Raw genomic sequence first — 23051 nt, 5'->3', positions numbered from 1 at the left:
TTGACAACGTTGTCATACGAAGAATATGGTTGCAATGAAAAGGAGAGCTCTACGCGTCAGCTGCGAGCCGACAGGGAGGAAACGATGAAGAGATTGCTTTGCGCAAGCGCACTCGTGCTTGTTTTCACGGCTGCCTCGGCAAATGCCGAAACCATCAATATCCTGGTGGAAGGTGGCGGCGAAATGCTTCAGAAGAGCGTCGCCGAAAAATTTACCGCCGAAACCGGTATCGAGGTGAAGTTCACCGTCGTCCCCTATCAGGGTGTCTTCGACAAGTTTTCTGCCGAAATTGCCTCCGGCTCTTCCTCGTTCGATGTTGTGACGATTGATGTCGTTTGGAATGCGAAGTTCGCAAGCCATGTCGAGGATATCTCACCACTCTTTACCGAGGCGCTTCGAGCGGATTTACCGCCCGCTCTGCTTGAGGATGCAAAGGTTGGTGATAAATTGATTGGAATGCCTGCTTGGGCCAATGCCGAGATCGTATTCTATCGAAAAGATCTGTTTGAAAAGGCCGAAGAGAAGGAAGCCTTTCTAACGCAGTATGGTTACGCTCTCGCGCCACCTACAACCTGGCAACAATGGCGCGATGTCGCGAAATTCTTCACGCGCGATACCAACGGTGACGGAAAGAACGATTTCTGGGGGACCGACACAATCGGGACCTTCCCGGAGGAATGGATGGCACATGTTCTCCAGGCAGGCTCCCCGGGTGTCATTCTCGATAATCAAGGCCAGGTCATCATCGACAACGAAGCCCACAGGAAGGCGCTCGAGTTCTACATCGCCCCACACTGCATTGATCATTCCGTTCCGGAGAACGTCAATGAAGTCGGATGGGGCGAGACTCAGAACCTCTTCTATCAGGGTAAGACCGCTATGATGAAATTCTGGGGACACGCTTACAAGATGACGCCTGCCGACTCCAAGATCAGCGGCAAAGTCGGTGTCGCCCCGATGCTTACCGGAGATGCGGGCGTCGCCGCTATCCCTGGACCATGGTACAATGTTTTGCCGTCGACTTCCCAGCATAAGGAGGCGGCCAAGAAGTTCATAGCCTTCGCGATCGCCAACAATGCCTTGGGTATTGAGGCTCCGCTCGGCCTCGCGGCGACCAATTCTGCCTATCGCTCCTACGCCGACAAGCCGGGCTACGAGCATTTCGCACCGCTACTTGAGACGTTGAGCGCTCCCGCCACGCAAGGTCGCCCGCTCAACAGCAAATATCAGGAAATCGTCGACGAAGCCGTGCTTCCCGCGCTCCAGCAGGCACTCACCTGCAAGGCAGATATCAGCGAGGTGCTTACGGAAGCGAGGGAAACAATCGAGGACATTCTCGACTAGCCTCGTACATTCCCCAACATCGCGGGACACTTGACCCGCTATCAGCTTTCGGAGACGGACATGTCGGGAGAAGACCGATTTGTACTATGCATGCTTGCGCCCGCGGTCGCCATTCTTGGCGTGCTGGTCGCTTACCCGGTAGCGCTGCTGGTACTCGATTCATTTTTCAAGGTCGATACCATCACGCCTCATATCCGAGAATGGGTCGGTCTGCAGAACTATGTCGATGCCATGACGTCGAAGCGTATCGCAGAAAGCGCCCTTCGTACCCTGCAATATTCGGTCTTCGCACTGTTGTTCGAATTTACGTTCGGCTTTGGTGCGGCGCTTCTTTTTGCGGCCATGGCAGGTGAGTCGCGGTGGCAGCGTACAATCTTCGCTTTGCCATTGATGGTACCGCCCATTGTCGCTGGCCTGCTCTGGCGATTTCTTCTGGTCGGAAACATCGGGATCCTGAACTACGGGCTGACTGCCATTGGGCTCATTGATAATCCTGGCCAGATTGCTTGGCTCTCGAACGAAGACATCGTCATTTACTCAGTGTCCTTCGCCGACATCTGGCTGACGACCTCGTTCGTCGCACTTGTGTCCTACGCTGGCCTGACGAATATTCCAAAAGATTTGCTGGAGGCAGCACGGATTGACGGAGCGAATGCGCTCAAACGATTCTGGCATGTAACCTTGCCGCTGATGCGCCCGGTGATCGCCGTTATCGTCATCGTACGTGGCGTCGATGCGGCCAAGACTTTCGATCTGATCTGGATACAGACTCAGGGTGGCCCTAGCCATGCCTCTGAGGTTTTCTCCATGAACATCTATCAGAGAATGGTTCGCTACGGCGACCTTGGCGAAGCATCTGCGTCCGGAACATTGTTTCTCATCGTCATGATGCTTCTGGCGGCGGTCGCCTACTGGAAAATCTGGAGGCCGGTCCATGCTTAGAACGTCTCGCCTTAACATCAGCGGAGCCGTGATCAACGCGGCAGCTCTTATACTCGTACTGTCCTACGCTTTGCCTTACATCTATCTGCTCATGACGGCGCTAAAGCCAGCGGCCGATGTTCAGCAGATCCCGCCCAGTTTCTTCCCTGCCGCTCTATCGTTCGAAAATTTTCAGGCAGTGTTCCAGTCATCCACGTTGCCAAGAGCCTTTGTCAATTCGCTTATCGTGGCGATATTGACGACCCTGTTCTCTCTGGCTGTGGCGATTCCGGCAGCCTATGTCGCAACGCAGTACCGGCGCCGGATTACAACGCTATTTCTTCTGTTTGCGCTCGTCACGCGTATGGTGCCGTCGGTGTCACTGGGCGTGCCCCTGTTCCAGCTTCTAAAGTCCCTTGGTCTGCTCGATACGATTCCTGGGCTGGTGCTCGCTCACACGTCAGCGGCGTTACCACTGGCATTATTGCTTATGTCAGCCTTTTTCGAAGGCCTGCCCAAAGAGCTTGAAGAAGCGGCTCGCATGGATGGCTGCACACGATTCCAGGCTTTTCAAAAGATTGTCCTTCCCGTGATGACAGGGGCGATCGCGGTTACGGCGCTCTTTACCTTCATCACAAGCTGGAACGAGTTTCTCTACGCGCTGCTGTTGACGTCCGAGGCGACCAAAACGGCACCGATTGTGATCGCCGAATACAATTCGGTCTACGGTCTTGCGTGGGGAGCGATGACGGCTGCAGCCGTACTCTACTCGTTGCCGGTCATCATCGTAACGCTCGCATTGCAAAAACAGATCGTCGGCGGCCTGACTTTTGGCGCCGTAAAAGGATGAGGGAGAAAAAAGCATGGCCGATATAGAGCTGCGCAATATCAACAAGGTCTACGGAAACAGCTTTCATGCTCTGCACGATCTGACTTTCGACATCAGGGACGGTGAGTTCATGGTTTTCGTCGGTCCATCGGGATGTGGAAAATCGACAGCGCTTAGAACGATCGCTGGCTTGGAAAGCATTTCGAGCGGTGAGCTCAGAATCGGTGGCAAACTCGTCAACGATGTCGACCCAAAGGATCGCGACATCGCTATGGTCTTTCAGTCCTATGCGCTCTACCCGCATAAGACTGTGCGGGAAAACATTGCCTTTCCGTTGCTGATGGCGGGCTTGCCGAAGACAGAGATTGAAAGCCGTGTGGCAGAAGCCGCCCGAATTCTGGAACTGACAACATTACTCGATCGCAAACCCGCGCTCCTGTCCGGTGGCCAGCGGCAACGGGTTGCGATGGGACGGGCGATCGTTCGAAAACCGTCTGCATTCCTGATGGATGAACCACTTTCCAATCTTGACGCCAAACTACGCGTCCAGATGCGCGCCGAGATCGCAAGTCTGCAAAGAAAACTGAATGTGACGACGATTTATGTGACCCATGACCAGGTCGAGGCGATGACGATGGGCGACCGGGTTGCCGTGATGAAGGGCGGCCTCCTTCAGCAGGTCGATACGCCGCAGGGACTTTATACCCGCCCGCAGAATGTTTTCGTGGGAGCCTTCATTGGGTCACCCTCGATGAACCTGTACGAGGCCGCTCTGACTGGACGAACGCTGGCCTTGGGCAGCAACAGTTTCGAAATCCCGGACCAGATCTTCGAAGCCCGCCCCTCCCTCAGCGGCGCGTCTGGCCGGCCCGTCATAGTCGGCATCCGCCCCGAGCACATGAACGACGCTTCGATACGGCCTTCTTCGGCCGAGATCTCGGCGCCCGTTAATCTTGTTGAAGCGCTGGGTTCTGAATCGATGGTGCACCTGAATATCGATGCCCCCTGGATAGATGCGGGTGATCCTGATGCAGTCGCTGATATCGGCGAAGAACGGTCCGCAGTAGCCCGTTTTTCTCCGAAGAGCATGATGCGCGCCGGTGAGATTGCACGCGTCGCTATCGATGCCGAGGAACTGCACTTCTTTGATCCGGATACGCGCACCAGCATCTGGTGATGGTCTTCCAGGAGAACGACACAATGGCTCCCCCTTCATCGCACGCACATCTTAAGCCCAAGGAATTACCGGTCATGATTAGCGAAAACTGTTACGACGTCACGAAACATCCCGTGGGAAATCCTTATGAAGACATCGGCGCGGTCATCAATAACATCATTGCCGATATCAAGAGCAGGCAATCCCTACCCGATGTAAATGACGGCGGCAAACCGGGCGCGGTTATCTACATACCGCCCGGCGATTATCGCCTTTCCACCCAAGTCGTCATAGACGTGAGCTATCTGAAAATTGTCGGCTCCGGGCATGGTTTTATCTCTTCGAGCATCCGCTTCAACACACCGCCAAGTGAGTTGGCACATTGGCATGACGTATGGCCCGGCGGAAGTCGCGTCCGTGTAGACCTTTCTCCAGATGCAGCCCGAGGTGACGCTTCCGGTGCGGCATTCTACGTTAAACGCAGCGGAAATCCTCGTATAAGCTCGGTAGAATTTGCGGATTTCTGCATTGATGGCCTGCACTTTGTTGACGATGGCTCAGGACAAAATGATGCAGAAAATTCCTATAAGAACGGCAAAACCGGGATTTATGTAGAGAGTGCCAATGATTCATTTCGGATAACCGGAATGGGCCTGATCTATCTGGAGCATGGCATTACTATTCATGATGCAGATGCGCTCGCAGTAGATAACAATTTCATTGCAGAATGCGGCAACTGCATCGAACTGAAAGGCATGGGGCAGGCCTCTAGAATAGCGAATAATTTTGTCGGCGCCGGATATAACGGGCATTCAATATACGCCGAAAACTATGCCGGCATTCTGGTATCCTCAAATAACGTCTTCCCTCGCGGCGCCAGCAGCATCTATTTTTCCGGTGTGGTGCGGTCCTCCATTACGGGAAACAGGCTCCACTCCTTTTATCCCGGAATGCTGGTTTTTGCCGACCACTGCTGCGAGAACCTGGTCTCCTCCAATCATTTTTTGCGGGATCGTGAGCCATGGGCACCCATGCAGAAGTTCGATAATGGCCTGGATGACCTCTTCGGACTTTTGCAAATCGCAGGAAGCAACAACTCGATCATCGCAAACCACGTCTCGGAAACGATAGACACGAAGTATCTCAAGCCTCTCTCCGCAAAGCCAGTGATAATCAATGTGGTTTCCGGCACAGGAAATTACATAGCCAGCAATCACATTGTAGCCACGACTGAAGCATCGAAAATGTCTGATGCCCCAAATAGTGCATGCTTTGCGACCCAGGTGGGCGCGCTGCTTTCAACGAGCGATCTGAAGCCACTCGAAGTAACTGCGGTCCTCGTTCAACAGGAGTCGGAGCAGAATACGGTACTTGATTCAGGGACTGATAAACAAGTTCTCATGGATCGAACCCTGAACGCGTTCAGGGCGACCCCTGCCCCTGAACGGGCGAGCAACATTTCTAGCGCTGTCTGAAGTTCCCCTCACCCCGCAGTTTACTGTCTTTTTGGCTCTGTCCCTGACCCGCTATGTGCATCTGCATAAGTCCAGGTGCCTGCCAATCGAGATAATACCCCACGAAATTTCAAGTACGATAAAGGAGCAACGACCTATGCCAAGCCCACATTCCTCGACTTACGATGTTACCACCTTCAATGGTTCGGTGTCTGCCTCACAGGACATCGGATTGGTAATCAATGAGATAATTGCAGACATCAAGGCAAATCAGACCAGCCAGACTTCAAAGCCGGGTGGAGACATTTTCATCCCGGTCGGCGACTACGATTTGCTGACGCAGATCGTCATCGACATATCTTACCTGACAATCCGGGGGGAAGGTCACGGCTTCACATCTCTCAGCATACGCGACAACACACCGGATACCTCCAACTGGCGAGAAACAGTTGCCGGCGGCAGCCACGTCAAGGTCAAACTCGCTGGTGCACCAGCCATCGTTACGCGTCGCAACGGGGCTGAACCACGTCTTTCGAGTGTAGTGTTTCGTGATTTCTGCATGGATGGTCTGAATTTTGATGGCGACGGCAACAGCTATGTCAACAACAAAACGGGCATCTATGTCGAAGGCGACTGCGACGCATTTGTGTTCCGAGGCATGGGTTTTGTTTATCTGGAACGCGCGGTTGTCATGGAAGGTGCAGACGCGACAACGGTAGACGGAAACTTCATCGGGGAATGCGGAAGTTGCGTTGAACTTCTTCTCGCATCGCAGTCATGCAAGGTGACGAACAATTTGATCGGAGCGGGTTACAATGGAAAATCGATTGCAGCCACGGCTGCCGATGGCCTTCTCATTGCTGCCAACAATGTGTTTCCCCGTGGCGGAAGTTCGGTCGAACTCACAAATTGCGCTCGTTGCAGTGTAACCTCGAACCGATTTGCCGGCTTCTATCCAGGTATGATTAGGCTTGTGGGAACGAATGAGACGTTGGTAGCGGCGAACCTGATCCGCAGACAGAACGAAACCTACCCACCATTTCAGATCTACACCAATGGACTGGCGGAAACATTTGGCATTGTCCATGTCCAGGGCGACAACAATAAAATCTCTAACAACCACTTCCCGGTAGACCCACAGGGTTTCAGCGCAGATGATGGTCCAATCATCGTCATCAACGGAGAGGCCGGCACCTCCAACTGGATAAGCGACAACAGCTTCGTTCTCGCAGCCATCCCGGATCTCCAGTACGTCGCCGTTCGACTTGGTCCTGCCGTGACTCAGACGAAGGTTATCTACAGCGGTTCAATAGCTCAAATCTCAGATCTCGGAACGTCTAACGCAATCGTTCCAAATCCCTGACCTATCCGAACAGAAAATAAAAGGGATGAGAACCTGCTTTCAGGTGACGGTTGGTTTGTCTGTGCGACGCGCCGGCAGGCCGATCGCCAGTTGAAGACTGGGAGAACGCGATAATGGTTCCAATGGAACTGTATGGCCTCGTCCAAACAATGATTTTATAGGCAAAGGGCGTCTGTGATGCGTAAACAAACAATTTCCCTTGAGCTAGGAACTCGCATTGAGTTCTGGGCCAGAGCCATTGACAAAAATGCTACGGAATTTCCATTCCGGATCATGCAAGCAGGGCAAACTCTTTGGGCAGTCAAACGATTTTCGGAGTTTCCCGAATTTTACAGCTACCACCATCGCGAAACAAGTGAGGTGGACATCGAATGGAACGACAGCGTTACCGAAATTACCTTCGCTTATGCCTATAATCCAAAGTCTGTTTCGAAGCTTGGCATTACCATTCTGGAATTCGACCAACAACTGATTGAGCGCACTGGAACTGAGATCGACACCTGGTGCGCGTCCGATGCGCAGCGGCCGCGCCTGCATTTTTCTCCAGTCAAGAATTGGATGAACGATCCTAACGGTTTGTGCAAGATCGGCGATACATGGCATCTGTTTTATCAATTTCATCCAGGTGGCCCAGACTGGGCACCTATGCACTGGGGTCACGCAACAAGCCGCAATCTTTGTACGTGGCTTCACATGCCGGTTTTTCTACACCCGGAGCAGAACCTCGCGAGGCTTGGTGCAACCGGAGGCGCATTCTCCGGATGTGCTTTCAAGGACCGGGACGGAACGTTGAAGTTCTATTATACGGAGCGCCTGCCCGCCTACGACCTATTCAACGGTTATCGCGAAATTCAGAAAATAGCGGAACCGGGCAGAGATATCGTAAAAGCCGAACGGATCACGACCATACTGGAGACGCGGCCGGAAGGTGTGAAGCATGATTTTCGGGATCCGAAAGTCTGGTGGGATAAGGCTGCAAACGCCTATCGCATGACCCTTGGCGCATCAATCGAAAGGGATCCCGCGGTTTTATTGTATGGATCAGACGATGGAATGGAATGGCAGTATCTGGGACCTCTCTACCGCGCCCCTGCCAATTTCCGCGAAGAGGGTGCCCGGGCTGTAGAGTGTCCTGATTTCTTCCAGCTGGAGGATAAATGGGTGCTTGTCATGGGTTTTGTCGGGCACATTGAACCAACAACAGGGCGTCATAACCTACTTTATGCGCTAATCGGTGAATTTATCGACGATCACTTCATCCCGGACACACCGGAATTACAACTGCTGGATTTCGGGACTGATTATTACGCGATGCAGAGTTTCGAAGCAGATGGTCGGCAAATCGCTTTTGCCTGGCTGTTCAACTGGGAATACCGCAAACCCGAAGGCTCATCCTATTCCGGAGAAATGTCTCTGCCAAGAGTTCTAAGTCTTAGCGAAGACAAGAAGAAGGTATGCATGTTGCCAGCGCTTGAGTTTGACGAGCACTATGCTGCGATCCCGCTCATCACGAAAAAAACAGGAGATTACTCGCTTCCAGACGCGCCAGTCGATATCCGTCTTTCTGGACCGCTAGAAGGCAGTAAACTCGTTGCGACCAAGAACGGTGACCTTGCTTTCGAATTGTCTGTCGTGAGCAACGTTCTTTCAATCCGGCTGGCACAAGACGACGGCTCAATTCAATACGTAACGCGACTTGGGAAGGGCCATGATCTTCGTCTTGTTCACGACCGAGGCGTTGTCGAGATTTTCGCGGATGGGGGAGCGGTTTGCGGAACCCGTCGAGGCTACGTGCATATCGAGCCGGATCGTCTGGAAATATCTTCTACCGCTTGTGCAGAGGTCTTTGAAAGGCGTTCGAAATAATCCTGTGCTGCGGAGAAGCGCTAATCGGCATGATTTCAACGACAACGATAGGCGGAGCGCTGGGTTTCGTTCCGCACTCGGGCGGAGCGGTGTTCAATACTGCGATCGCGCTCGGTCGACTGGGAACAAAGGCATGTTGACACATCGAATGTGGTCATCTCCGAAAGGCGAACAACCATAGCTTTTGTCCAACTTGTCGGGGATCAAGCGGCCTACTCATTCTTCGATGAGAATTCCGCGGGTCGAATGCTGAAGCCCGACGAATTGCCGGTTCTTCCGTCAAACGTAGATTGTCTTTTTTCGGTGGCATTATGGCTAAGCGAAAACATCTCGGCTTTTCAAAAGCTCTGATGTTACAGCGTGCAGTCAATCGGATTGACGCGTCGGACTGCGCGCGCTCACCGGCAAGGATGTGCAGATAGGCAGCAAGCCCATAACAAATTGTCATTGTCATGATCATAGCGCGTACCCGCACAACAATCGAAGGTCCGCCTAGTCCGCCGAACGTGGTACTCTATCCGTTGCGAGGCGTCGGCCACGCTGGGCGGCTCACGGCAACATCGTATTGGCACCCTTGCGATGACTGCGCGCATGGAGCGAGGTCAACTTCAGGCCGTAGCGGATGGCCCACTGTGGATGATCTCCGTCTCGGTGACGGTGCCTTCGTGCATCTTCACGAACTCGGCCGCGATCACGTCGGGATCAAGGGCGCTGCCCCGGGCCGTCGGGCCGTCGACAGTGAGGAGGCCGACCCGCACGCCACTCCCGGCAAGGTCCTCGGCCAAAGTCAGGGCCACCGACCGCATCGCAGACTTGCCGGCGCTTAACGTGCCGAAGCCGTTACCCATCGGATGGAGCGGCATCGAATTCCCAGTGAAGAGCAACGAGCCCTCGCCTGCCGCCACCAGCGCGGGTGCGAAGTGATAGGCCAGGTGCTGCGCCGCAGCAGCGTTCACCAGCAGGCTTCGCGCGAATCCCGCCGGGGAGACTTTGTGTGTCGGGCCCGCGGGCTGAGACGTGAAAGCGTTGAACAACACGACACTCGGGTCGCCCTCTGCCCACTTGCGGATCTCGGGTACGACGGCGTCGATCGACGCGCCGTCTCCGCCATCGGCCACAAATCCCCTCGCGGTCGCCCCGGCTTCCTCGAACTGCGCGACAAGCCGCTCAAGCTTCGAGCTGGTCCGGGCGACGAGGGCGAGCCGGTAGCCCAGTGCTGCGAACTCACGGGCGGCAGCTATGCCGATGCCGGGGCCCACGCCAAAGACGACGGCGGTCTTGCTGAGTGACACGGGAATTACATCCTTTGCTTTGATCTGTTTCGAAACGGCGACATGTAGAGCGGCGACACCATCAGCGAGCGGCTGACATTCGTCGGACAGATTGCCCCCGGAACCCGCGTGACCGGCCCAGGGGCAAGTACGTTACGCTTTGTGCCAGATATCAGGCGGCCTCGTTGAGGCCGACGATGGCTTTGATTTCAAGGAAATCAGCAATCGCCATCGGACCCCATTCGCGGCCGTTGCCGGACTGCTTGTACCCGCCGAAGGGCGCGGCAAGATCGAGATTGGCATTGTTCAAGAGAACCTGACCGGCACGCAGGCGGCGCGCCGTCGCGTTGGCCGCGCCGCATTCGCCCTGCACATAGGCCGCAAGCCCATAGACTGTGTCATTGGCAATCCGCACGGCTTCTTCTTCGTCGGAATAGGCAATGATGACCAGGACCGGGCCGAAAATCTCTTCCCGAGCAATGGTCATGTCGTTGCGCACATCGGCAAAGACCGTCGGCTTGACGTAGAAGCCGGTCTCAAGTCCGTCCGGGCGACCGAGCCCGCCGGTCACGAGCCTGGCCCCTTCATCGATGCCAGTCTGGATCAGGCTCTGAATCTTGTTCCACTGGGCTTCGGAAGCTACCGGCCCCATCTTTGCATTGGATGAAGGATGGCCAACCGACCAGGTCTCGGCGGCCGTCCGGGCGTAGCCGATCGCTTCTTCGACCTGATCGACATGGACAAGCATGCGCGATGGCGCGTTGCAGGACTGCCCACAATTCAGCATGATCTGCGCCACACCGCCCTCGACAGCTGATGCCAGATCAGCGCTGGGCAGGATAACATTTGGCGATTTGCCCCCCAGTTCCTGATGTACCCGCTTGACAGTTCCGGCGGCGCTGCGCGCGACCTGGACACCGGCCGCCGTCGAACCAGTAAACGACACCAGGTCGACCTCGGGGTGGCTCGTCAACGCATTGCCGACGCCTGGGCCGTTCCCATGGATAAGGTTGAACACCCCCTTGGGGACACCGGCCTCGTCCAGGATCTCAGCAAAGATGGTCGCGGAGAATGGCGCGATTTCGGACGGCTTGAGCACCATGGTGCATCCCGCGGCGAGAGCCGGGGCAACTTTCGCGGCGATCAGCATCATCGGCCAGTTCCACGGCGTGATCAGCGCGCAGACACCGACCGCCTCGCGCACGATTACGGTAGCACCCAGCGGTTCATCGAAACGATAGTCTGCCAAGGCAGCCCGTGCGATTTGGAAATGGGCGATGCCGACCGTTGCCTGCAGCTGTTCGGCCAGCCACTGTGGCGCACCCATTTCTTCGCTGATTGCGATAGCGAGGTCGCCCATTCTCCTTTCATACGCGGCGATGATGCGATCAAAAAGCGCGATGCGTTCCGCGACCGACGTCTGTGAGTAGGTTGCGAATGCCTTGCGCGCCGCAGAGACGGCCTTGTCCACGTCGTCTGCATCGCCAAGGGCGACCTGACCGACGACGGATTCGTCGGCCGGGTTGATGACCTCGAGCACCGCGTCGCTTGACGGTTCTTCCCAAGATCCATCGATATAAAATTGAAGGTTATTACGCATCAGAAAAGCTCCATCATTGGTGACGAAGCCATAGGTGTACATTGTAGACCTAGCGTCAATTAGGCACCTTAAGTCGCGCTGGTAGGTCAAAGGATACTGCGGGTCGCCCGTACCACCGTCAGAAGGAGCGGGTAAATGACGCTAAAGAAAATCGCGGTGAGCGCTGTCGTGGCGATCATCTCAGGGCGGAGTTCATGCGACTGATTGCAATAGTGTCCTGTCCGCACCTGTGCCTGCTCCGGCCAAGCCGTCAAAGGCTTCGCGTGCTGCGACGACGTCCGGCAATTTCACAAGCGTCCATTCGTGCAGCGCTCGGAACGGCTGCTGCAAGGTGCGTCCCAAAGGCGTGATCTGGTACTGCACCGCAACCGGTGAAAGCGAAATCACCTCTCGCGCTACCAGACCGTTGCGCTCAAGGCGGCGTAGGCATTGGGTAAGCGCCTTCTGCGTCACGCCTTGCAGGCGGCGACGGATCGCGTTGAAGCGCTGCGGCCCGTCGTCGAGTACAGTCAGAACCATCATCGACCATTTATCAGCAATCTGATCGAACAGAGCCCGGCTGGGGCATTCGGATGAGAAACAGAGCGGTTCCAGTTCAAGCATACTGGTTTCCTAACCTATACATGGGCGACTTGAAGCGCCACGAGGGCCTAAGGCTACATTATATACTTGGAGCAATCGAACGCAACGCTGTTCATTTCGTATGCCTCGTTCTGATGTCGACAGTGGGTTTTGCCTTGCGCCGCAATTCCGAAGGGCCTCGATCGGGATAAGGTGCTCAAGTCCCCGGATCGGCGACGATCTCAGGCCTGCCGAAAACCCAGTCGGTAGTGGCGCCGTGCCTGGCTGGGCACGGCGCTTGACCTAACACGGCGACGAGGTACGTGGTCATAACCTACCCAATCGCCTTCGACCATGATGAACTATGCTAGCGGCGGATAGTCGGTATAACCACCCTCAGATCCACTATAGTAGGTCGCGGCGTCCGCTGCTGCCAGCGGTGCATCCTGGCGGAAGCGTTCCGGTAGGTCGGGGTTGCTGATAAACAGCGTGCCGAATGTAGTTGCATCGGCCGCGCCTGTTTGCAGGGCATGTTCTGCTGACTCTCGATCGTAGCCAACATTCAACACGAATATTCCCGAGAACCGCTCCCGAGCCCCCGGTGCCAACGGCTTCACGCCGTCGGGCAGAATCGCCGATTCCATGAAATGCAATATGCCGACCTTTTTCTTCTCCAGCGCTTCGACGGCGAACATGTAGGTCTGCTCGAGATTAGAGTCCCCCATGTCGTTGTAGGGGATGCGCGGCGATAGCCTCACCGAGACACGCGCCGGTCCGAAGACCTCCATGGCAGCATCTGTCGCTTCAAGCAGGAACCGCGCGCGCTTTTCTGTGGTGCCACCGTATTCATCGGTTCTTTTGTTCGGGCCATCTTCCAGAAACTGCGCCGGCAAGTAACCATTGGCGCCGTGTACCTCGACACCGTCAAAGCCCGCGTCCTTCGCGGCCTGGGCGGCTTTTCCATAGTCTGCGATCGTCGCCTTGATTTCTTCGATCGTCATTTCGCGCGGCGTCACAGACTGCTTGACGCCCTCCGGGGTGAACGCCTGGCTGTTGAAAGACACCGCCGAAGGCGCGACCGGAAGCTCTCCACCATGAAAATCAGGATGGGAGGCTCGCCCGGTATGCCAGAGCTGCGCGAAAATCAGGCCACCGGCTTCGTGAACGGCCTTTGTCACCTTCTTCCATCCGGCAATCTGCTCGGGCGTGTAGATGCCTGGAGTGTTGGTCCATCCGACCGCCTGAGGGCTGATTTGGGTGCCTTCGGTGAAAATGAGACCTGCCGATGCACGCTGCGCGTAATATGTCGCGGTCAGCTCGTTGGCGATATGGTCTTTGGAACGACCTCTCGTCATCGGCGCCATGAACACCCGATTTTTGAAGGTGAGCGCCTCGTTGCCTAGGGGAGTTAAAAGTTTCAGACTTTCCATAATATCCTCAGATGTTTAACCTATTTCACAATCGCTCATGCTAGCCGACGCTCATGCGAAGTCCTGTTTCCAGTCGGATGAACTATTGGCAGAGCGAGCCGTCGGCGAGAGTGACGAACGCCCATCACGGTCTCGGCCGGTTGCCTCAAAGCACCGGAATTATAGGTATACATCATAAACCTAGTGTCAATCAGGCACTTCTAGTCGCCTTGGTAGGACTGAGGAAACCTACTGTCAGGCAGCGGTTATCTGGATGGGCAAGTTCGTGGCGAAGTATCACCGGGGAAGCCGCAGCCATGGGAGCAGGCAAGCGGTTTCTAGGTCTGACCTGTCGATACCTTGGCACCCGCGTCGAGCCATCTGCGGGCGGCATCGATTATCAGAAGAAGAGAGGGTGACCACTTGTCCAGTTCCATGCCGTTTCGATGAACTTGGTGCCAAGCCCGGAGCCGTTTGCCTGCTTCGATGTTGCCAGTTACGAATCCGGATGAAGAAGATTGTCGGGAATTGTGCGTGAGCGGAAAGTTCGGGTGTGTGGCCGGAAACCGTTTGCGGTGCGGCATACTTACTTCGCCAAGCGGATAATCCGCGTCTCCCGGCTCTGATCTGCCCGCACGTCAATGCGGATGGAACGCCTGACCTCATTCGGCTGCCCCGTGTCAATCGAAGCTTGGACTGTGACGGCGCGCTTCATTGACAGAACCAAACGTCCACCGCGTGATGGCCGCAAGGGTCTCATCACTGGCGATGTATTGCAGACCTGACGTCAGTGCGCTGAAGATTGCTGTCAGTGCTGTGCCATGGAGGATCAGAACTGTGATGTTCATCGATTTGACCGTGGCAAGGCCGAGAACAATCAGCGAGCAGGCCAGCGAAAAGGCGATGGGGCTGAGACTAACCGTGATGCCGACACTAGTGCCATTGCTTTGCGCGACCAGAATGGCAATCGCAGCACCGAAGGCCGCCGCCGGTGAAAGGCCAAGCGTATAGGGACTGACGAGCGGGTTGCGCAACAGTCCCTGCATCGCGGCGCCTGCCAGCGACAGGATGGCTCCGGCGAGGATTGCCAAGAGCAGACTGCTTAGCTCTGGCGAAGCCCGGATCGGAGCGCATGGAAATCCTGTCGTCTTCGCGCATTCCGGCGATTTTTGCGGCGTGCCGACGGAATTTGAGGAAGTGGCGATCTGATCAGCCCTTTGTGATACGGACGCACCGCCGCCACTTGACGCCTTACGGCGAGACCGAGCATATGAACTCAGGTTTCGTTGGGAGCAGGTCAAAAGTTGCAAGGTAGCGTAGAAAAGACATCCATCGCGGGATCGGAGGCAGCGTCGGCCGACGAGCATCTCCTGCCGCGCATCGATATCCCGTCCTATTCGACGCACGAGATCCGGATCATTCGCGGAACCTACAAGGCCATGGCCTCCATCGGCACCCAGCAGCTGTCCCTGCGAAGGATTGCCAAGGAACTCGAAGTCAGTCCGGCTCTCATAGGATACCATTTCAAGTCCCGAGATGCACTGGTTATGGAGACAATGCGTTGGGCGCTTGCCGGGACCGTCCGCCGTATCGCGCGTAAGGTTGCAAGCATTCAGGACGCACGTTCCGCCTTTTCCGCGTTAATGGACGGCGTGTTCTTAGGCCCAAAGCCCAGCCGGGACTTTCACCTTATCTATCTCGATCTGGTTCAATACTCGACACGCGAATCAACCTTTGTGGAGCTGGCGGACCTTCTGCGCACGCACATCGATGGGACCTATGCCAGCGTGATCCATCAAGGAGTGCAGGCGGGCATTTTCGAGGTGGACGACCTGACGGCTGCGGCCAAACGCGCACGTGCGGTCGTCGAAGGCAGTTTTATCCAGTGGCTTCAGGACAAGGATTGGGAGCAAAACTACGGGTCTCTCCGTCAGGACTGCGAGACCACGCTTCTCAAGCTCTTCCGGCCTGTCTCATCGTAACGAAACTACAGTGAGACCGCTCACCTTGATGGCTGCTTTGCGAGATTTGCCGTCCGGCGCTTGCTGATCCCAAGCGAATATGCATCCCCACCTGCAACGTAAAGAAACGACTTGACAACTGTTCAGTGCCTTTTACTATCACTGAACAGTTGTTCAGCATGTGGAGGTGTTTGAACAAGAGGGGAAGCCTTCCGCGGCACAAGCACGAAGGCGCATCGCAAATAACCACAGCCTGACGTCATTTAAATTTTTGCAGAAAGCAGCGACCTGGTCAGTCCCGGGGCGAACGATACTGCTCGCATTTAGATGACGCGCGGCACGATCACGGTACTGACATCCGTATATTCACCGGGAGGAAATAAATGGCACATGCCGAGACAATGGCTCAAGCTGAGGGAATATCGGCAAGAGACCGAAAGGTCATCCTTGCAGCCTCGCTTGGAACCGTATTCGAATTCTATGACTTCTTTCTGATCGGCTTGGTCGCGACAGAGATTGCGAAGGCGTTTTTCTCTGGCGTGAACCCGACAGCCGGGTTTATCTTTACTCTCCTCGGTTTCGCAGCCGGATTCATGCTTCGTCCGTTTGGCGCCATCGTCTTTGGCAGGCTCGGCGACCTTGTAGGTCGAAAGTACACGTTTCTGGTGACGATCGTGCTCATGGGGGGATCGACTTTTCTCATTGGTCTGTTGCCTACCTATGCGACAATTGGAGTGGCTGCGCCGATCTTGTTCGTGACCATGCGCATGCTTCAGGGGCTGGCCCTTGGCGGTGAATTTGGGGGCGCGATGGTATACGTGGCGGAGCACGCCCCTTCCGACAAGCGCGCGACCTACACTGCCTGGATTATCATGACCGCCGCCATTGGCTTCCTTCTCGCCGTCGCGATCATCATCCCTCTGCGTCTTGTCATGGGTCCGGACGCCTTCACGTCATGGGGATGGCGTATCCCGTTCCTGGTCTCCATTGTTCTCCTTGCGGTCTCACTCTGGATTCGTCTCAAGCTCGACGAATCCCCTGAGTTCAAGCGCATGAAGGCCGAAGGCAAGGCCTCGAAGTCTCCGCTGGCCGAAACGTTCGGCACGTGGCGCAATGTCAGGATCATCATCATCGCGGCTCTTTGCATCCTGCCTGCCCAGGCGGTCATCTGGTACACGGGGCAATTCTATACCCTGTTCTTTTTGACCAAGGTGCTGAAGGTGGAGAACCTCTCCGCCAACCTGATGCTGATCACCGCGACCGTTCTCACCGCGCCGTTGTACGTCATCTTCGGCAAGGTCTCTGACAAAGTGGGACGCAAACCGGTCTATGTAATCGGCTACCTGATTGCCGCGATCGTGACGATCCCGGCCTTCCAGGGACTTGCGCACTACGCCAACCCGGCGCTCGAGGCGGCGCAGGATCGTGCTCCAATCACGATCGTCGCCGACCCTGAGGACTGCTCCTTCCAATTCAATCCGCTCGGCACTGCGAAATTCACCAAGTCCTGCGACGTCGGCATCGCCGCCGTCACGGGGCTCGGGCTGAATTACCGCAGCGAAGATGCTGCCGCGGGAAGTGTCGCAAGTGTGCGGGTTGGCGATCGTACCATTGCAAGCTATCCAGCAGAAGCGGCCGACGCGGCGGCCCAGAAGACGCGCCTCGACGCGGAACTGAAGCAGGCCCTCACCGACGCCGGCTATCCGCTTGGAAACGCCGATCCTGCGTTTATCAACGAACCAGCGATCGTCGCACTGCTCTGCGTGCTTCTGGCACTTGGCGCAATGGTCTTTGCGCCGACGACAACATCGCTTCTGGAAATGTTCCCGTCGCGCATCAGGTACACCGCCATGTCCTTTCCGTACCACCTGAGCGCGGCATGGTTTGGGGGCTTCCTGCCAGCGACGGCATTCGCGATCGTCGCCGCAACCGGAAACGTCTATTCCGGGCTCTACTACCCGGTCGGTATCGCCGCCGCCTGCATGGTGCTGAGCCTCATCTTCGCGCGGGAGACGCGCGGCACGGACATCTCGAAGGGATAGCAGCATCCTCTCATCAGGGCCGCCAAAGCGGCCCTGATCATTTTCACCGCATGACCAATGCCTTTCCGCTGGCTATGACATGGACAACCTCGGCTTGGGCGAGCGTTCCAGCCAGGTGCACAACATCTCCCCCGAGCTTTTCATTCCAGGTAACATCGACGACCGACCATTGTGCCGTCATCGTCGAACCAGCTGGAACCGCCTTCTTGAATTGGAAGCTAAATTCCAGACCCACCGCCTCGCCATCCCGCGTGAAGTGATCCGCCACGAGCCCCATCATGAGTGCGGTATAATGGGTCCCACTTGCGATGATCGAACCGAACCGCGAGCGCGCGGCGACTTGCCGGTCGTGGTGCAAAGGATTGGTATCGCCAGCGTTTCGAGCGAAATCGCTGATCTCCTTCTCGCCGAAATAGTACGACCGTGCGAATTTCTGTCCGACCCGAACATGCCTGCCGCCCTGATTTGAAGCTCCCATGGATCGCATCCTTTCGCGTTCGAGGATCCCGCCACCTGCGACGACCGATCTGTTCTGAAAGCAAACCGCCCGCTTGACAAGTGTACAGCAGGCCCATAACGTCCTGAACACTTGTTCAGTCAGGTTCGGCGAGGTGGAGCTTGCCGAAACATGGGAGGACCAACATGAGCGTAACCCATTCCGTGCAGGACAAAGTCCTGCAACTCGCAGAAACCTATTCCGACAGGAACTTCAATGTCGCCTGGCATCTCTGCGACCGCCATCCTGAAGACGCTGTCGCGCATACCATTGTCCGCGAGGATCTCACTTACACGGTGCTCACCTACAGTGACCTTCGCCGTGACTCCGAGAAGCTTGCAGCCTCCTTCGTTGCCCAGGGTATCAAGCGCGGCGACCGTGTTGCAACTTTGATGAGCAAGGGACGCGAATACCTCGTGACGATCCTGGCGATCTGGCGGATCGGGGCAGTTCACGTTCCTCTCTTTACTGCCTTCGCTCCTCCAGCGATCGAGTTCCGCCTCACTTCCTGCGCAGCCGCGCTGGTGGCCTGTGACGCCTCCCAACGCTCGAAACTGGCCTCGATCGCTGTGGACGGGGAGACCAAGACATGGCGGGTCATGACCACGGGGCAGGCAGTTGACGACGAACTCTCGTTCGATGCGCTTCTGTCAGCCGGCACGACCGGAATGCCAAGTGTTGCAGTCGGCGGCGATGGTGCGTTCATCCAGATCTACACATCCGGCACCACCGGAAAACCCAAGGGCGTGGTCGTTCCTGCGAAAGCACTTGCCGGATTTCAGGCCTATGCGGAATTCGCGCTCGGGCTCACACCCGACGACATCTTCTGGAATTCGGCCGATCCCGGCTGGGGTTATGGTCTGTATTTCGGCGTTCTGGCGACTCTTACCACAGGAACGCCTTCGATCCTCCTGTGCGCCGGTTTCTCGCCGGAGCTCACCTATAGGGTCCTGTCGGACTTCCATGTCACCAATTTCACGGCGGCTCCGACCGTCTACCGCTCCCTGATCGGATCCGGCATGACGCCGCCTCCCGTCGTGCTGCGGGCGGCGAGCAGCGCAGGGGAGCCCCTCACCCCTGAGGTCAACGCGTGGAGCAAGGACGCGCTTGGCGTTCTGGTGCATGACCATTTCGGGCAGACCGAGGCTGGCATGCTGGTGAACAACCACCACCACCCCGATCTCAAGCGCCCCATCAAAGAAGGATCGATGGGCCTGCCCATGCCTGGCTGGCGCGCCGTCATCCTGAGTCTCGATGCGGATGAAATCGCGTCTCCCGGCGAAGTCGGCCGTCTTGCTTTCGCGCTAAGCGACAGCCCGTTCGCATGGTTCTCTGGATACGTTGAAGAGCCGATCAAGTCGCAGGAGAAGTTCGCCGCAGAGGGCCGCTGGTATCTGACGGGGGATCTCGCCCGCATCGACGATGAGGGCTACGTCTATTTCAGCTCCCGTGATGACGACATCATCATCATGGCCGGATACCGCATTGGCCCTTTCGAGGTGGAATCTGTTCTTGCCACGCATCCAGACGTCGCCGAATCCGCCGTCATCGCCATCCCTGACACCGTCCGAGGCGAAGTACTCGAGGCGGCGGTGGTCCTCCGCTCGGGATCGCAGCCATCGGAAGCACTCGAGAAGGCGTTGCAGGTCCACGTCAAGCAGAACTTCGCAGCTCATGCCTACCCGCGCCGGATCCATTTTGTGCCCAGTCTGCCCAAGACACCGTCGGGGAAAATCCAGCGGTTCGTGGTGAGGCAGCAGGTGCGGGAAGGAACACTTGAAACGCTCAATATGAAGGAAACCGTCAATGCGCATTGAAGGCGTGCTCTGCGCCGTCACGGGGGCCGCGTCCGGTCTCGGCCGTGCGACAGCGAAAGCCCTGCACGAAGCGGGAGCGAACCTCCTGCTGCTCGACCTCAACCAGGACAGGCTGAACGTTTTTCAGGCGGAGCTTGCTCCCGAGACCTCGTTGGCTGCGGCCGTCGACATCAGAAGCCATGAGCAGATCGAAAAGGCGCTTGATGAGGGTATCGCACGGTTCGGCGCATTGCGCGCCGTAGTGAACTGCGCAGGAATAGCGTCCTCGGCAAAAATCGTCTCCCGCGGGGAAGCCCACGATTTTGACCTGTGGCGCAAGGTGATCGACATCAATCTCACTGGAACGTTCAACGTCATGAGGCTGGCGTCCGCGAGGATGGTCACGAATGATCCGTTGGGAGAGGCCAGCGAGCGGGGCGTTATCGTCAACACGGCGTCGGTCGCCGCCGAAGACGGACAGAAAGGCCAGGCGGCATATGCTGCCAGCAAGGCTGGGGTAGCCGCGCTCTCTCTCCCTGTCGCCCGTGACCTTGCCGAACACGGAGTACGTTGCGTTGCAGTCGCGCCAGGTCTTTTTGGAACCGAGCTGTTTGAACAGATCCCGGAGAAGGGCATCGAAGCATTGAAACGCGCCCTTCTCTATCCGGCCCGGATGGGTCTTCCGACCGAGTTCGCGATGCTGGTCCGGCACATCGTCGAAAATCCATACCTTAACGGCTCGCTCATTCGCCTCGACGGCGGTGCGCGACTTCCAGCGTGAACAAGGTTACGAAATGAACGAAGTTGCTGTTCGACTTGAGTCCTCCTCCCGAGAACGCCTCAACTCGCTATGCGAATGCGAAGGAAAGATCGCGTGGATCAGGCTGTCACGTCCTGAACGGGCGAATGCGCTGAACGTTGAGACGCTTGAATTGATGCTTGACGCGATTGATAAGGCCGAAGCCACACCAGGCATCGAGGGAGTTGTGCTCCATGGTTCGGGGGCGCACTTTTGCGCCGGCGCAGATCTGAACGAGCTTCTTGGGAACGGTCCAGAGGGAGTGCGCACCCTTCTCAATCTCTTCCGTGAAGTCACGCTGCGCATCGAACGGTCACACCTCGTCGTCGCGGTCGCGGTTCATGGTGCCGCCCGCGCTGGCGGAATCGAAATCGCCCTTGCCAGCGACGTCGTCATCGCGGCTAAGTCCGCCACGTTTGGTGATGCGCATCTTTCAAAGGGCTTGCTCCCAGGCGGCGGATCGACGGTGCGTCTGCACCGTGCGATCGGCTGGAGCCGCGCAAAGTGGATGATCCTGAGTGCCGAAGCCATCGATGCCGAGACCGCGCTCGAATGGGGGCTCGCCCTCGAGGTCGTTGATGATTCCGATCTTCTCATTGCCGCGGAAAGACGCGTTCTGTCTATGACGCGCGGCGACACGGAGTCGATGGGACGGGTAAAGGTGCTTCTGTCGGAGGTTGACGAATTGAATTTTTCTCAAGGCCTTGAGGCGGAAATCGCCACGCTTGAGAAGCACTGGCAGTCAGATTCGTTTCAACGGGGGGTCGGTGAATTCCTCTCTCGCCGGAACACGAAGTAAACGCGTCACAGGAACAGGACCCAGCCATGCGTTCTTATGAAGACCCCATCGTGATCCTCTCTGCGGTCCGAACGCCTATCGGAGCGTTCCAGGGCGCGCTCAAAAACTACCCGGCCCCGCAACTTGGCGGCATCGCCATTGCCGAGGCCCTCAAAAGGGCAGCGGTGAGTGCCGACGACGTCGACGAGCTGCTGATGGGCTGCGTTCTCCCGGCGGGACTTGGTCAGGCTCCCGCAAGGCAGGCCGCCCATTCAGCCGGGCTGCCATGGTCTGTTCCCTGCTCAACCGTTAACAAGGTGTGCGGATCCGGCATGAAGACGATCATGATGGCACATGACGGCCTTGCCAACGGTACCATCGGGCTTGCTGTTGCTGGCGGAATGGAAAGCATGACGAATGCGCCATACCTTCTGGAAAAGTATCGTGGCGGCGCCCGCATGGGGCATGGGACGGTAACAGACCACATGTTCCTCGACGGTCTCGAGGATGCCTATGACCGCGGCCGCTCGATGGGCACCTTTGCGGAACAAACAGCGGAAGCCTACCATTTCACGCGCGCCGAACAGGACAAGTACGCGATGGAGAGTCTCGACAGGGCAACGACAGCCATAAGCAATGGCGCGCTGCGCGAGGAAATCGTGGCGGTCGGAGAGTTTGTTGCCGACGAGCAGCCGGAAAAGGCGAGGCGCGAGAAGATCCCGCAGCTACGACCCGCGTTCAAGGAAGGCGGAACCATCACTGCCGCAAGTTCCGCATCGATATCCGACGGAGCGGCTGCGGTAGTCATGACGCCAATGTCGGGCGCTGAAAAGCTTGGCTCGCAGCCACTCGCCTACATCCGTGGTACAGCGAGCTTCGCGCAGGCACCTGGCCTCTTCACCACATCTCCCGTCTTCGCAATCAAGGGATTGCTCGACAGGGTTGGCTGGAGCGTGGATGACGTCGATCTGTTCGAGGTCAACGAGGCCTTTGCGGTTGTTCCTATGGTAACCATGCGCGACCTTAGAATCCCCCATGAAAAGCTCAACGTGAACGGCGGCGCCTGCGCCTTGGGCCACCCACTCGGCTGCTCCGGAACAAGAGTTGTCGCTACGTTGCTCTCCGCTCTCAATACACGGGGCCTCAAGAAAGGCGTGGCTTCACTTTGCATAGGCGGAGGAGAAGCCACAGCTGTGGCGCTAGAAATTTTCTGAACGCATGCGGAGAGATTGCATGCGCCGTTTTGCGTCCTCGGAATTGGGATCACTCGATAACTTCATGTTCGAAGAGGTGGCATCTCCCATTCCTAAACATAGAGAGGTCAGGATCAAGGGTAAGCCTCCGGTGAAGGCCACAGGTCAGGCAGCTTGAGCGTTGACGGTCGGCGGCGTCCAATTCCACGGAA

19 protein-coding genes are annotated in these 23051 nt (G+C 56.8%); 13 read left to right on the top strand and 6 right to left on the bottom strand.

The genetic code is table 11. The annotated features are described in order from the left end of the window. The first annotated feature begins 84 nt into the window (after nt 1-84). The 7 genes from T18_RS22480 to T18_RS22450 all read left to right on the top strand — a co-directional run bounded on the left by T18_RS22480 (nt 85) and on the right by T18_RS22450 (nt 8933). Nucleotides 85-1344, top strand: coding sequence for an ABC transporter substrate-binding protein (locus tag T18_RS22480; protein WP_038496811.1), 1260 nt, complete (start codon nt 85-87; stop codon nt 1342-1344). A 60-nt stretch (nt 1345-1404) separates the two neighbouring features. Continuing rightward, complete coding sequence (locus T18_RS22475; protein WP_038496809.1) at nt 1405-2286, top strand: carbohydrate ABC transporter permease; 882 nt, start codon at nt 1405-1407, stop codon at nt 2284-2286. Then, on the top strand, nt 2279-3115 hold the full coding sequence (locus tag T18_RS22470) for a carbohydrate ABC transporter permease (protein ID WP_038496806.1): 837 nt from the start codon (nt 2279-2281) through the stop codon (nt 3113-3115). Before T18_RS22475 ends, T18_RS22470 begins: the two co-directional genes overlap by 8 nt. Nucleotides 3116-3128: 13 nt before the next feature. Further along, on the top strand, nt 3129-4271 hold the full coding sequence (locus tag T18_RS22465; protein ID WP_038496803.1) for an ABC transporter ATP-binding protein: 1143 nt from the start codon (nt 3129-3131) through the stop codon (nt 4269-4271). A 74-nt stretch (nt 4272-4345) separates the two neighbouring features. Next, on the top strand, nt 4346-5725 hold the full coding sequence (locus T18_RS22460) for a NosD domain-containing protein (RefSeq protein WP_038497504.1): 1380 nt from the start codon (nt 4346-4348) through the stop codon (nt 5723-5725). 136 nt (nt 5726-5861) lie between these two features. Then, nucleotides 5862-7067 (top strand): NosD domain-containing protein, encoded by a 1206-nt coding sequence (locus tag T18_RS22455; RefSeq protein ID WP_038496800.1) that lies wholly within the window; start codon nt 5862-5864, stop codon nt 7065-7067. Nucleotides 7068-7244: 177 nt separating this feature from the next. Beyond that, nucleotides 7245-8933: a glycoside hydrolase family 32 protein gene (locus T18_RS22450; protein ID WP_038496797.1), complete on the top strand. Its 1689-nt coding sequence runs from the start codon at nt 7245-7247 to the stop codon at nt 8931-8933. 608 nt (nt 8934-9541) lie between these two features. Here the strand turns inward: T18_RS22450 and T18_RS22445 are convergent. The 5 genes from T18_RS22445 to T18_RS28270 form a co-directional block, all read right to left on the bottom strand. Then, complete coding sequence (locus T18_RS22445) at nt 9542-10225, bottom strand: SDR family NAD(P)-dependent oxidoreductase (RefSeq protein WP_038496794.1); 684 nt, start codon at nt 10223-10225, stop codon at nt 9542-9544. A 151-nt stretch (nt 10226-10376) separates the two neighbouring features. After that, nucleotides 10377-11804 carry an aldehyde dehydrogenase family protein gene (locus T18_RS22440; protein WP_038497502.1) on the bottom strand — a complete coding sequence of 476 codons (1428 nt, stop codon included), beginning with the start codon at nt 11802-11804 and terminating at the stop codon, nt 10377-10379. Between the two features lie 192 nt (nt 11805-11996). Further along, nucleotides 11997-12407, bottom strand: a complete 411-nt coding sequence (locus T18_RS22435) for a winged helix-turn-helix transcriptional regulator (protein ID WP_038496791.1) — start codon at nt 12405-12407, stop codon at nt 11997-11999. Between the two features lie 320 nt (nt 12408-12727). Then, on the bottom strand, nt 12728-13795 hold the full coding sequence (locus T18_RS22430; RefSeq protein ID WP_038496788.1) for an alkene reductase: 1068 nt from the start codon (nt 13793-13795) through the stop codon (nt 12728-12730). Nucleotides 13796-14454: 659 nt separating this feature from the next. Next, a complete protein-coding gene (locus T18_RS28270) occupies nt 14455-15141 on the bottom strand; it encodes an iron chelate uptake ABC transporter family permease subunit (RefSeq protein ID WP_139322517.1) in 687 nt (228 codons plus the stop codon). Between T18_RS28270 and T18_RS22420 the strand changes: the two genes are divergently transcribed. Together T18_RS22420 and T18_RS22415 are read left to right on the top strand one after the other, a co-directional pair. Next, the gene (locus T18_RS22420) at nt 15061-15756 is read left to right on the top strand and encodes a TetR/AcrR family transcriptional regulator (protein ID WP_323455250.1); all 696 of its coding nucleotides are present in this window, start codon (nt 15061-15063) and stop codon (nt 15754-15756) included. The genes T18_RS28270 and T18_RS22420 overlap by 81 nt on opposite strands. Before the next feature lie 362 nt (nt 15757-16118). After that, on the top strand, nt 16119-17777 hold the full coding sequence (locus T18_RS22415) for an MFS transporter (protein ID WP_046205658.1): 1659 nt from the start codon (nt 16119-16121) through the stop codon (nt 17775-17777). A gap of 43 nt (nt 17778-17820) precedes the next feature. Here T18_RS22415 and T18_RS22410 read toward each other — a convergent pair whose 3' ends face one another. After that, nucleotides 17821-18255 carry a MaoC family dehydratase gene (locus tag T18_RS22410; RefSeq protein ID WP_075807835.1) on the bottom strand — a complete coding sequence of 145 codons (435 nt, stop codon included), beginning with the start codon at nt 18253-18255 and terminating at the stop codon, nt 17821-17823. 164 nt (nt 18256-18419) lie between these two features. On the opposite strand from T18_RS22410, the gene T18_RS22405 reads away from it, so the two are divergent. The 4 genes from T18_RS22405 to T18_RS22390 are packed head-to-tail and all read left to right on the top strand — an operon-like array spanning nt 18420 to nt 22860. After that, on the top strand, nt 18420-20090 hold the full coding sequence (locus T18_RS22405) for an AMP-binding protein (RefSeq protein WP_038496782.1): 1671 nt from the start codon (nt 18420-18422) through the stop codon (nt 20088-20090). After that, nucleotides 20080-20850, top strand: a complete 771-nt coding sequence (locus T18_RS22400; RefSeq protein WP_038496780.1) for an SDR family NAD(P)-dependent oxidoreductase — start codon at nt 20080-20082, stop codon at nt 20848-20850. The genes T18_RS22405 and T18_RS22400 overlap by 11 nt, the downstream gene beginning before the upstream one ends. A 13-nt stretch (nt 20851-20863) precedes the next feature. Then, entirely contained in the window at nt 20864-21667 is an 804-nt protein-coding gene (locus T18_RS22395) for an enoyl-CoA hydratase/isomerase family protein (RefSeq protein WP_051489752.1), read from the top strand. A 26-nt stretch (nt 21668-21693) separates the two neighbouring features. Next, entirely contained in the window at nt 21694-22860 is a 1167-nt protein-coding gene (locus T18_RS22390) for an acetyl-CoA C-acyltransferase (protein WP_038496777.1), read from the top strand. Nucleotides 22861-23051: the final 191 nt, after the last annotated feature.

Source organism: Rhizobium sp. TBD182, assembly GCF_001950375.1.
GTDB classification, from domain to species: Bacteria; Pseudomonadota; Alphaproteobacteria; order Rhizobiales; family Rhizobiaceae; genus Agrobacterium; species Agrobacterium tumefaciens.
Note: the sequence above shows the minus strand (reverse complement) of the source record. Positions and strands in the feature narration are given on the sequence as shown.